Origin of the sequence: Paenibacillus sp. FSL H7-0442 (assembly GCF_038593105.1) — a bacterium.
Lineage (GTDB): Bacteria > Bacillota > Bacilli > Paenibacillales > Paenibacillaceae > Paenibacillus > Paenibacillus polymyxa_D.
Window position 1 is genome coordinate 1,867,501 of the sequence record NZ_CP151963.1, and the last position, 13,037, is coordinate 1,880,537.

5 protein-coding genes and 1 pseudogene are annotated in these 13,037 nt (G+C 45.0%); 5 read left to right on the plus strand and 1 reads right to left on the minus strand.

Annotated features, from left to right (window positions below):
* Positions 1-81: 81 nt before the first annotated feature.
* The 3 genes and pseudogenes from MHH57_RS08535 to MHH57_RS08545 all read left to right on the plus strand — a co-directional run.
* Entirely contained in the window at positions 82-1,233 is a 1,152-nt protein-coding gene (locus MHH57_RS08535) for a sn-glycerol-1-phosphate dehydrogenase (protein WP_342435018.1), read from the plus strand.
* A gap of 197 nt (positions 1,234-1,430) precedes the next feature.
* Entirely contained in the window at positions 1,431-2,537 is a 1,107-nt protein-coding gene (locus tag MHH57_RS08540) for a GntR family transcriptional regulator (protein ID WP_342435169.1), read from the plus strand.
* A 267-nt stretch (positions 2,538-2,804) separates the two neighbouring features.
* Positions 2,805-3,186: pseudogene (locus MHH57_RS08545) on the plus strand (ribulokinase); the annotation flags it as partial.
* A gap of 205 nt (positions 3,187-3,391) precedes the next feature.
* On the opposite strand, the gene MHH57_RS08550 reads toward MHH57_RS08545, so the two are convergent.
* Positions 3,392-3,976, minus strand: a complete 585-nt coding sequence (locus MHH57_RS08550; protein ID WP_007429779.1) for a helix-turn-helix transcriptional regulator — start codon at positions 3,974-3,976, stop codon at positions 3,392-3,394.
* Positions 3,977-4,271: 295 nt separating this feature from the next.
* Here MHH57_RS08550 and MHH57_RS08555 point away from each other — a divergent pair, with 295 nt between their 5' ends.
* Positions 4,272-7,511 (plus strand): hypothetical protein, encoded by a 3,240-nt coding sequence (locus tag MHH57_RS08555; RefSeq protein WP_342435019.1) that lies wholly within the window; start codon positions 4,272-4,274, stop codon positions 7,509-7,511.
* Between the two features lie 110 nt (positions 7,512-7,621).
* Positions 7,622-13,018, plus strand: coding sequence for a polymorphic toxin-type HINT domain-containing protein (locus MHH57_RS08560; protein WP_342435170.1), 5,397 nt, complete (start codon positions 7,622-7,624; stop codon positions 13,016-13,018).
* The last annotated feature ends 19 nt before the right edge of the window (positions 13,019-13,037 follow it).

Below are 13,037 nucleotides of genomic sequence, written 5' to 3' on the forward strand. Positions count from 1 at the left end.
AGTAATCGTTTTCAAACGGAATCTATTAATCATTATGTATCATTCTTGGGCAAATTATTCCTTTTTCAGGAGGCTGATGAAATGAATATGAATGAACAGATCAAGCTGTGGAACGAAGAGGCGCAGGCTAGTAACGCTGATCATCCTCACCGAAAGGTTGAATTGTTTATTGAGGTACGAGATGGAGCATTGGAGGCTGTTGTTCCTTATTTGAACCAACAGGATTATCGTCATGTAACTCTGGTAGAAGATGAGCATACTTCGGTTGCGGCTGGAAAAAAAGTAGCTGAGCTGATCCGGGAGGCAGGTTTGACAGTTGATGTAGTCCGTTTACCTCCGAATGCTGTAGGGGATGTCATTGCTGATGAAACCTACATTATGAAGGTGCTGCTGGGTGTGGCGGATAAGAGTCAGGCTGTACTTGCTGTAGGTTCTGGCACGATTCATGATCTGGTTCGCTTCGTATGTTATAAAATGAATCGTCCCTTCTTGTCAGTACCGACGGCTGCTTCGGTGGATGGTTTTACCTCCGCAGGCGCACCACTGATTGTGGACGGCAGCAAGCAGACATTCCAAGCAGTTCCGCCAGAGGCGATCTTTGCTGATTTGTCCGTGCTGGCAAATGCGCCACAGACGATGACTGCTGCAGGTTTTGGCGATATGCTTGGTAAGTTCACCTCACTAGCGGACTGGCATGTTTCCAGAGATTTGGGAAACGAGCCGTATTCGCCTGTGGCTAATCGCATTACCGAGGAGGCTTTGCGTGCCTGTGTAGAGCATGTCGATGAGATTTCGGCAGGCAGCAAGGCTGGTGTCGAGGTATTGATGAATGCGCTGATTGCATCCGGTATTTCGATGCTGATGATAGATCATTCCCGTCCAGCGTCAGGGGGAGAGCATCATATTTCCCACCGAATTGAAATGGATTTTATTGCAGAGGGACGCAAGCAAGTTTTGCATGGTGCCAAAGTAGGCGTAGCATCCGCATTGCTGTCTGACCTGTACAGGGATTTAGCAGCCAGCCAGGATGTAGAGGCTTTTAAGGTGTATCAGGCTTTGCCTACGCCGGAGCAGATGCGTGCATGGCTGGCTCAGGTCGGAGGTCCATCTACCATTACCGAGCTTGGGGTTACGGAGGAACAGCTTGCTCGTGCATTGCGCACGGCTCATACCTTGCGTGATCGCTATACTGGGCTCAAGTATATGAACGAACATCAATTGCTTCGTTCGTAATGTGCAACATCTATACAAATTGTCCTTAGATATTCGGCCAGTTATGTGTGGCAAGGAAGGGATAAGTGAATGGGTTTACATTTCCGACAGCAATACGACGATATCCTGTTCCTGTAACATTTGTATGTACAAATGAACGGTATGCTATAATCGTGGAATATGAACAGGTACACGATATTGCAAGTACGGAGGAAATTATGGCGCCCAAATATATACAAGTTAAACAGGAAATTTTGTCCTGGATTCATTCATCCAAACTGGAACCGCAAAGCCAGCTTCCATCTGAGCATGAAATGTCTGAACAATTTGCTGTTAGTCGGCAAACGGTGCGTCAGGCGCTGGGTGAACTGGTGCAGGAAGGATGGCTGTTTCGAATGCAGGGCAAGGGAACCTTTGTCGCGACACGTGACAGTAAACAGCCCGAAGATCCAAAGATTATTGGAGTCATTACAACCTATATTTCGGATTATATTTTCCCTTCCATTGTACAGGGAATTGAATCCAAATTGAGTCGCCAGGGCTACAAGATGCTGCTGTCAAGTACAGGTAGTGACCCTGAGCAAGAAAGTCAGTGCCTGGAAATGCTGTTAAGTCAACCGCTGAGCGGAATTATTATTGAACCGACCAAAAGTGGAGAGCGTAACCCCAATCTGAACTATTATTTAACCGTGGAAAATCGTCAAATCCCTTATTTGATGATCAATGCGCGTTATGAGGAAATGGATGCGCCCTGTCTGAGAGTAGATGATGAAAAAGGTGGTTTTTTGGCGGCCGAGCATCTGATTAAGCTGGGTCACCGACGCTTGGCCGGATTTTTTAAAACCGATGATATGCAGGGGATTCTTCGTATGAAGGGATTTGTGGGCGCTCACCGCAAATACGGAGTGACATTACACCCGAACGCAGTAACGACTTACCGGACAGAAGAAAAAAATGAGATTCCGCTACAACGTGCGTCGAGGCTGTTGGCGATGGAGGCGGGGGAGCGTCCTACTGGATGGGTGACCTATAATGATGAGTTGGCTGTTCGACTCCTGGATATAGTACGTTCGGCGGGTCTGAACATACCCAATGATCTATCGCTGGTTGGGTTTGATGATTCGTTTTTGGCGACAGCAACAGAAATCAAGCTAACGACAATTTGGCATCCAAAGGAAGAATTGGGGTTACGTGCTGCCGATACCATGCTGTCGATGATTGAAGAGAAGGGGTGCCATGAAGAAGATCGTCAGTTAATTCTCCCGCCTGAGCTCATCGTTCGTGAATCTACAGGGCCTGTCCAGGTCATGCCTGGAGAACACTAGGCTGGGAGATCAGTCACTTTTATTACTTAACATGTAAGGACAGGTTAGTAAGTATACAGCTGTAACGCTTCATATTTGATGGGCATGGTTCTCGCCATACCGAACAGTCTGTTTTCTGGATTGCAGAAATAGACTGTTATTGTTATATCTTTTCTGAAAATAAGTACATAAATCTATCGAAAAAACATAAAAAGGTTAGCTAAGTTGTACGTACAAGTTTATAATGAAAGCAGAACCAAGAATAAAGGGTCAATGCAATCGGTCTGTAACCGTTCTCTGTTGGTCGACACTAACATGACAGGGCTTATTGTCGGGTATACGTTGCTGACGTAACCGGACGGGAATTTATTTAAGGTTGCAGCTTCCACCCAAACTCCTGCGCTGGGTGCGGCCATGTTCGCAGCAGTGCTGCGGGAGCTTAAACTGGAGGGTACAATGATATCGTCGAAGCAGCGCGTCATATGGCCGTGTACGGGACGAGAACTTCAAACCGATCCCTGAGAACGCGGCCGTGTATGATAAGCTGTACGAGGAATACTGCCGTCTTCACGACTACTTTGGACGTGGAGGCAACCCGGTGATGAAAAAGCTAAAGTCCATTAAGGAAGAAGCGGGACGTTCAACTGAAGCGGCAAGCATTCATTCTTAAGATACTGACAAATATAAGCAAGAAATATTTAAAGCTCTGTTATCTAAAAAGCACAGTACACCGAGGAATCGGCAGACTGTGCTTTTTTGCATTTTATATTCTGTGAAATTACATGATGTGAAAGTCTCAGTGAATGAAAGATGGTAATGCGTTCCTTTCAAAGACTTTCATGAAAATTACAACCATTTCTCTTTTACGGACATTTTTACTTTTTCAGCATGGCATCAGCAAACAAAATGGATTTTGGAATACGGAAAAACTGTTCCGCCTGATCCTGGAAGGTTTGCGAAGGAACGGTACCCTGATGCAACCATTTCCGAAATGTACCGGGGTGAACGCCAATCCAATGACTCACATCGGTCACCGAAATATCATGTACCATGCATAGACCCGCCAAAATCCGATTTTTAACCGGAGAGCGAGTCACAGTCCGTTTCATAAAACGGGACGGCGCTGGTTGACAGATGAGTGGTGAACGCCGGACAACCTCTTCATTAAATAGGATATGGTGCGGATAACCAAGTGTATTACACGTCTTTTCCAGATTAGTGTTGCCGGGAATGCGACCTTCATATACCCACGCACTGACACTACGGGAGGAAATGGAAAGCTCCTCGGCAAGTTGGGACAGTTTAATGTCATTAGCCATCAAAACGGCAAGCAAAACGCGATTGCGCACCTGACAGCGTGTTGGTTTACGAAAACGTTTGACACGCACGCCTTTTCCCAAATATTTGCGATTGATCAGAGACCACGCCTGAATGGAATGTTTATCTTGTTGTTTAGGCATATACCCTCCGATTTTTTTAAACACATACTACTATACCCGAAGGGGGGTTTGCAAGTGGCTCCTCTCCTGATTTTCTTTTAATCCCATGGGCTTAACCGGTTTATGGAAAATAAGGTCCATTTGGCCTATAAAAATGGAAGTTTAAGGTGCCGACATATTAAAATGTGACATTTTTAATGGAAATGGAGGTAACATGTTCTTCTCTTACAATTGTAAGGATGTACAGAGATAAAAGTGGGTCCTTGCAGCCCGACATGGATTTTTTTGACGAGAAAAAAGGAGGTTATACAGCTAGATGATTTGTAAAAAGGTAATGGTATGGTTTCTGACGGCACTTTTAGCAACAAACACTTTGCTGTGCTTGCCTAGTGTGGCAGGAGCGGAAAAACAAGATTTAAAGGACGGAATGCAACTGGATCAGGCAGGTTTGGTACAGGAGGAGCAGGAGCTTTCTGATGAAACAGTTTCTTTCAATCCGCCTACCTCTGCAACAAACAGCGTTTATAACGCACTCATGATGAGTTTGGCAGCGGTGGAGTATACGTCAATTGTTATCGAACCTGGGGAAACCTATGAATTCGAGAATACAGATACGATCAGTAAGTCCATATATAGCAACGCTTCTCAATCAAAAGGCATTTTGTACGATAGTGTAAGTTACAAAGAGGACGGAGACATCAGCACTGTCCATATGGACTATGGCATAAGCCCCATTGGTGTTCCTGGGGGAGGCACAGCGTTTATTACGAATACAGGAACAGCAGCATTAACCGTAAAAGTAACGGACGTCTTCACCTACAGTACATCGGAGGACCCGGCACTAGAGCGAGTTACGGTCTCTAAAAATGAAAGCTATCGGATTGTGAATGAAGGATGGACTGCCCGTTCGATTCAGCATGATGGGTCAAATGCAGACAATCGCCGTTTTGATTACGCAAAATACAAGGCAGACGGAACTTTATCCGCATCTGATCTTAATAGCATTGCTCATCCCTCTTTGGGTGATGGCGAGGAACTGATTATTACAGGTTCCACTGCCAATGCGGTTACCTTCGGATTTCCATACGGTAAATACAGTATAGAAAGCACCGGCGAGCCGGCTTATGCGCGGGTTACCCTAAATCAGGGGGAAAGCTACCAATTTATCAATGTGGGAACCCGATTGGATACGGTGGAAAGTGACGGTACATCTAAAGATAAACTTGATTATGTTGTTTATCTGGCAAACGGAACAGAGGCTTCACGCGGCAGTGGCACTACGGCGAAGCCGCAGATTGCTGTGGACAGATACGCGGTAATTACCCAGGTCACTGCAAACCCGGTGACATACGGGGCTCCGTATCGCAATTTTATTGCCCGTCCAGTGGGTGGAGATGCAATCAGCCGTGTGGAGCTTGAGGTAGGCAAGAGCTACATTTTCCACAACAATGGTACGCTGATGAATCCGATCTACAATAACTCCAAAAAGGTAGGAAGCTTGTTCGACTATGCTATTTACAAGCCGGATGGAACGGTAAATTCCTCTGGTTTTAACAGCCAGTCTGGTCCCATGATCCCGCCTTCGGGATATGCCATTGTGACTGTGATTGGTCCGAATCCTATTATCTTTGATTATACAGATGATTTTTCCTGGGAAACGAGTAGCCATCCTGCTTTCTTGCGGGTAACACTTTCGAAAGGTGAAAGTTATGCTTTTACCAATATTAGTGATCATTTGAGGAATCTGCACAGCACAGCCAAAACTGTTAAAGGAAAATTTGATGTGGTCCTGTATAAAGCAGATGATACAGAGCAATCCAGGCGCAATACCGGGAACTCAACCTTTTTGGTTGGCGCAGGTAAAAAGGCTAGTGTGACGGTAACCAGTGACACGCCAATCACGTTTGGGGGTATCTATCGGAGCTTTAAGGCCAGCGAAGATGATAATGGTATTGGGCAAACGACGCTGGAGCCGGGAGATTCGTACATTTTCCGCAATCATGATAGCAAATCGAATTCATTGCGGCATGACAAAAGTAGTGGAAGTGTACGCTTTGATTCGGCAAGCTATCGAGGGCTTCGTTTACTGACATCAGATCATTTCAACAATACAGTGGACCCAGAGATTGTTGCGGGCGGTGAAGCCATTGTCACCAATGTATCCGATCGGCCAATCACCTTTATTTACAGCAGTAAGGTAGAGGCTATGCTTAACGCACAGGCAGCCTTCCATCGAATTACATTGAAACGCGGTGAAAGCCGGAAATTTATAAATGTTAGCACTTTGGACAAGGCCCTTGACGTCATTTCGGTCAACGGTATGAAATGGAATTACATTAATTATAAGGCAGATGGGACAGTGTACAGCCAGGCTAAGGATACAACTCAATTGCCATTGGTACAGGCCGGAGGTTATGCCATTGTAACGACGGTTTCGGATGTGCCAGTGACTTATGGAGCTGTATTAGGAATATTCGATGTTGAGGCTGCCGAGGTGCCAACAGGCAATCAGGTTACCATCAAGCAGGGAGAAAGCTATGTATTCCATAATATTGGCTCACAGGCTTCCTCATTAACCACAGATGCTTCAGACACAAGCCGTCTCTATGACTATGCCATGTATGGAGAAGGTAGCGGTGTGAATTCCAAGGTGGATAGAGCAGGTATGAGTGTTTCATTACCTGAGATCTCACTTGGAGCAGGAGGTACACTTGTTGTAACCGTCACTTCGCCGCAAGCTGTAACCATTCATTTCAACAATGACATTAAAGCAGATCCAAGCACAGAACCAGCATTATTAAAAACGTCTTTGTCTGGCGGCAAACAGGAAGTATGGATCAATCGCGGGAGCCAGGAAGCACCTGTTTTGACGAATGCGAAAGCAACGGGTGGAACATATCAGTTCACTGTTGCAGATCATGCTGGAAAAGTGATTCGTGAACATAAAGAGGCGACAGACACTCAACAGCAAGTGCCAGCTAACGGAAATATTCATCTCGCCGTAGCTGCAACTACTCCTGCTGTTAACTTTGGAGCGCCTTATCGTGTGTTTGCTGTAAAAAATAACGATGACAGCAAGCTGGGCGAGCTAATTGAGCTTATAGATAAGGAAGTTGACTTTACGGTAGGCCAACAAGGGAAATATCGGTTTACACCCAAAGAAGACGGGATTTACCGTTTTGCGGTGAAGGAGAAATCCAACTTTGCTGCGCAGCAGCCAATTCTAGCCTTGTTTACGGACCCTGATTTTAGTAGTCAGCTTGTCTCCTCAACTGAGCAAGCACAAATATATGGTTGGGATTACACGGTCTTAGAGTATGAGATGAAGGCAGGTCAAACGGTTTATGTGAAGCTGTCAGAAATTAATAGCGGTGCATTGCAAACTGTAATTAAGGCAGCCCATATGGCGCTTGGCAAAGATACTTCATACGAATACGGCAAAGGAAACCGACTGAATAAAGTTATCTTATTCACCGGTGATCAAATTCAATTGGATTATGATTTAAACGGAAACATCATTAAACGGACAAAAAAGGTATTTCCTTTTACAGATTAAAAGGATGTCTTGGCTTCGAAAAAATATAACAGATCATTAGATGTATAGGCATTATTAATAGGGGTGAGCGAGTGTTTAAACGTTATATTTGTAGTCTACTATGTGTGCTGATGTTACTGGGTTCATGGAGCACATGGGCATATGGAGAAGCAGGTCGTGGAGAGGCAGCAACTTCTCAATCTTCTTCGTCTTCTACTCCGCAGATTATTACCAGAGCTTGGCTTGCACAGCAAACAGGTAAGGATCAGGCGTGGGTCAATGCACAGTTATCCAAAGGCTATACCTTATATGATATTTATAAAGCATGGCAAAAAGATGGTGGAGAAAATTCATTACCAGAACAAAGTCCAAGCTTGTGGGTACAGCAGAATGGACTGACATTGAGCACAAATACAAAGGTGGAACCATCCGATGAGTCGGCTGCACTGAAGGAGGGCGAAAAGCGCGCTCAGACCACCCAGGATGAAAAGGCAACTCAACATCCACTTGATAAGGAAGAGGGTAAAGAGCCGGCTCCAGACACGACTGAGATGGTTATCCCATCTATACCCCGAGTAAATGATTCCGTATATGCTCCGACTCCAGGAGAAAGCGGACTGATCGGGCAGGATTTATTTAAACAAAGTTTGTTGCAGGTATCAGCTACAACAGATGTGTATGCTCCTTTTGATCAGGCGGCGCTTGCACAAAGCAGGTTGAGTGATGATACGTCTCGTTATGGAATGGACTATGGTGACAACAGTGTGTCCACCGCTTCAGGACAGCTCGTTGTTCAAAATACGGATTTGGTACTGCCGGGGTCATTGCCCTTTGCATTGACTCGTGTGTATAACAGTTCATTGGCAAATAATCAGATTGGTGTGCAGCAAAATGAAGGGTTGTATACAAACACAAGTGCCATCCGCGAGGAAGAAGCAGCTTCTGGTCTGGGGAGAGGCTGGAAATGGGATCTTCCTCATATGCAGAAACAGGATGGTAAACGGTATTTGTATATTCCGGGAACAGGCTCCTATGAACTGAGAGATGATTTGCAGCTAGAAGGATATGCATACAAAGATCTGAAGATCAGTACAGATCAAAGCGCAAGTGTGCAGGGAGTAAGCAGTGCATACAAAATAGCAGTGCTGAATGGAAATGACTATTATATCGATCAGGACGGTTATTTGATTTTAATCCAGGATGCGTATAAGAATCGGGTGGAGTTTGATTATACAAGTTCTGGTGGAGTAAAGCTTATTCGATCGATTCGAAACAGTGATGGCAAAGAGCTTGACTTCACTTACAATGCCGGGCAAATTGTTGTTAAAGAGCAGGGCACGGACCATCAGTACACCTATCGCCAAAGTGGCGAGGGAAGCAGCAAGGTGCTGTCAGAAGTATTGGATTCTCTTTCCCGAAGCACAAGCTATGCGTACACATTTATGGATGCTCCTTTTAATGTAGTCGTAAATGGTGAAGGAAAGACTGGAGCTCTACAATCCAATGAAACCGCGCTCCTTACACGAATTGTACGACCTACTTCATCGATTACAGACATTCGGTATGAAGCCTATAACAAGCAGATAGGCGTATACGGTACACAAGGCGTGTTTAAGGTGGCTTCACGCGCTGATATGTACAGTACAACTGCCGGCGATCGTTTTTTAAATAAACTTGATTTCGCGTATTCCGGAGAAGATCTAGCAAGTTATGGCAAAAATGCTGAGTGGACGGTGGTTGCTAAAGGGACGCGTACAACAGAAACCTTCCATTTTGGTAAAGTCTTTAGAGGTGATAATACACCAGACAAGCTTGTTCTTAACCGCTATGATCAAGAGGGTGATTCTACCGGCTATCATATAAACTACATATATAATGATGCCATGGACTGGAATTTGCCTGTGCAAATGCAAGAGTCGTATACGGAGGGAGGTTCTTCGTCAGAACCTGTAACCACCTCCTATGACTACAATGAATATGGTCTTCCACTAAAAGTATCCCAAAGTACTGGATTGGAGACTGTTCATACGTATAAAACCTCTAGTGAGCCTTTTTTCTGGATTCAACCTACCCAGACGGTTACTAAAATAAGTGAAGGAAAAACTGGAACGACAGTTCGAACTTATAAAGCAGAGGGTACATTGTATGAACTGAAAAACTATGAAGGTACAGAGCAAGGGAAGCTTTTATCAGATACCTATACTTTTTACAATGCAAAAGGGAATGTAAGTGGTCAGAAAGTTCTTATTGATGACAGAAACTATACGGATGTTTCGATTGATTATAAATCTCCCTATGGTTCTCAGCTCCCAACAAGACAGCTTTTGCCTAAAGGTGTTGAGTATACGTATGATTATTATCCGACTGGGGAAATCAAGTCCCAAACAGATGCCAAGCGCAAAACAGAGTCCTACGTATATGACGCTTTGGGACGTGTAACGAAGGTTACTTATCCGGATGGAACTCAGACGGTTGTGGTGTATAAGGATGATACGAACGATGTCACCGTCACCGGACCAGATGGAGTAAGTGCTGAAAGAATGTATAATCCATTCGGACAGATGCTCCAGCAGCAGGTGGGTGATGCGATTTACGGATATGGTTATGATGATCATGGAGATATGGTAGAAAGCACGGATGCTGAACAAGCAACCACTCGCTATGCCTATGATGCCTTTGGACGACCTGTGAAGACGACCTATGCGGATGGAACCACAGATACCGTGACTTATAACGCAGTGGATCGTACTGTTACTCAGACGGATGCGTCCGGTTATCGTGTGCGTGAAGTATCAGATGCTTTAGGTCGTGTGACTTCCACACAAGAAGCTAAAAATGGATCATTTCAGCCGCTGGAATCGTTAGCTTATAATTATGCGGGTATGGTCACTAGCCGTACAGACGGTAATGGTCAACGCACGCTCTATGATTACGATGCTTTGGGACAAATGACCTCGGTCACTGATCCATCCGGACAGCAGGTCAGCTATGTGTATGATCTAGCCGGAAATTTGAAGACCGTTCAGTTTCCTGATGGGCAAAAGAATGTGTATTCATACGATGAGCTGGGTAGACGTACGTTACTTGAGAAATCAAGCGGAGGAACTACGTTAAATATTTACGATACAGATGGAAACATCACCCGTATGTTGACAGGAAAATCGGAGGCCATTACCTTTCAATATAACGCTGACGGATTAGTTACCGAAGCGGCGGGTCCCGATTTTAAAACCAATTACACCTATGACAGCGCAGGACGAAGAAAAAGCATGACTGATGGTCAGGGAACGACCTCCTATGCCTATGATCCATCAGATGGAGCCTTGACTGGGCTGAAGTACCCTGATGGTACGCACATCAGCTATGAATACAACAAGCAGTCTCGTACAGGCTATGTGCTAACAGATGCTGCTGGCACGTCTATGCACGTTCAATCCAAGCTGGACAGTGTGGGCCGAGTTACCCAAATGGACATTAGCGCTGGGTCCGGTGCGGCAAATGTACAGAGTTTGGGAGAAGCGAGTGCTGCTGCGGGCGGATCATTGGATCGAATGACGTTCGATTATGCTCCTAATGGTTTGCTGAAAAGCCAGTCTTCGAGCAGAGGGCTGAGTACGCGATTCAGCTACAACGGACTGGATTTATCCGGGGTTACGGTGGAGCACGGTGGTACGTCGCTACATCAATTTGGGTATGAACGGGATGGGAATAAAAACATCATCGGACGTACACAAAACGGAACAACAGACCAGTTTGGATATGACCCGTCAAACCGTATTGCCAGCGAAGCCGCTGGTGAAAAGAATAAGACCTATGTCTACGATCCGAATGGAAACCGAAGTGCTGAAGGCAGTGGCAAAGTGTTCGGCATGAAAAATGCTGAATATACGTATGATTCTGCCAGCCGTCTGACAAAGGTGACCGGTGAAGGCAAAGAGGTAGGGTACAGCTATAACGGAGACGGTCTACTGTACGAGCGTACAGAGGGCGGCAAAACGACTCGGTATTACTATGACGAAGAAGCGAAGCTGATTGCAGAAGCCGAGGTCCAAGGTGAAACAGCCAAGATCACTTACGCTTACGTGTATGACTTGTCCGGTCAACTGTGGGCCAGACAGGACAAGGCAAGCGGGCAGTTGCAATATTATCAGCTCAACGGTCACGGTGATGTGGTAGGTCTAAGTGATAGTTCGGGCAAGGAACTGAATAGCTACAGCTACGATATTTGGGGTGGACCGGAGAAGGTCAAAGAGACCGTTCCGAACGTGTTGCGTTATGCTGGTGAGTATTGGGACGATACGACCGGGCTACAGTACCTGCGGGCTCGCTGGTACGATCCAGGCACAGCCCGTTTTATGGGCGAGGATACGTATCAGGGAGAGATCAGCAATCCTCAAAGCTTGAACTGGTATACGTATGTAGCCAATAATCCACTAATCTATGTGGACCCAAGCGGACATTATTTTGAGACCATTGATTATCAAGAGCTTAGAATATTACTAAATGAAGCTAGGCTTAAATCGAGTTCCAGCAAAAATCGGGATTATCAGGTATACAAGGATTTCATACGAAAAAGATATGATTTTGTGTCCATTTTTGGAGGAGCAAACCAGTACAATTACTTATACGATCTATTAACGGGAACCAGTGATTATAAGAATAGTTCTGGCAAGTCTGATTGGGCTAAAGATCAGTTGTTAAGTGCATACCAAAAGTGGACAGATGCCGAAGTCCTTGGCATAGCTGCGATGGGGATGATCGGTGATTTTGGCGGAAAGTCTGTTGGTAGAGGGAAGTATAGCGGTAAAATAAAATCAGGGAAATGTAATTGTTTTACAGCGGGTACGAAGGTTCAAACAGACGAAGGGGAGAAGAATATCGAAGACATTGAGGTCGGAGATAAGGTTCTCGCCAAAGATGAGAATAATCCTGATGGGGAGTTGGCTTACAAGGAAGTAACAGCTTTATTCCGCAACCAACGTGATGATATTATTAAATTGAATGTTGGAGAGCAAGTCATTGAGACGACCAATAATCATCCATTCTATGTTGAAGGAAAAGGTTGGGTACTTGCAGATGAACTTCGAGTGGGCGATAAACTCCAAAAAGCTGACGGAAGCAATCTAACGATTGACAAGGTAGAGTTTGTCGAACAAGATGAACTTGTTACAGTTTATAATTTTGCCGTTGCTGACTACCATACGTATTATGTAACCGATTTAGGAATTTGGGTACACAATACTAATACGGGTGATTGTATTATTAAAACAGGTGACAAGACACCTGGAGGTCATTCATTTAGTGAACATGGTGCAGAACGTGCAAATGAGAGAGGGTTTTCATCTCAAACGATTGACAACATAATAAACAACAATAAAAAGAATAGGAAAAGTAAGGTTGATGACCTAGGGCGGAAAACATGGGAATATACAGATGCTCGGGGCAATAAGGTTGTAACCAACGAAAGTGGAGGAATTATTTCTGTCCATTCTCCTGCTTCGGGGGGCGTTTATATTCCTAAACCTTAATAATTATAGTTGGAGTTGA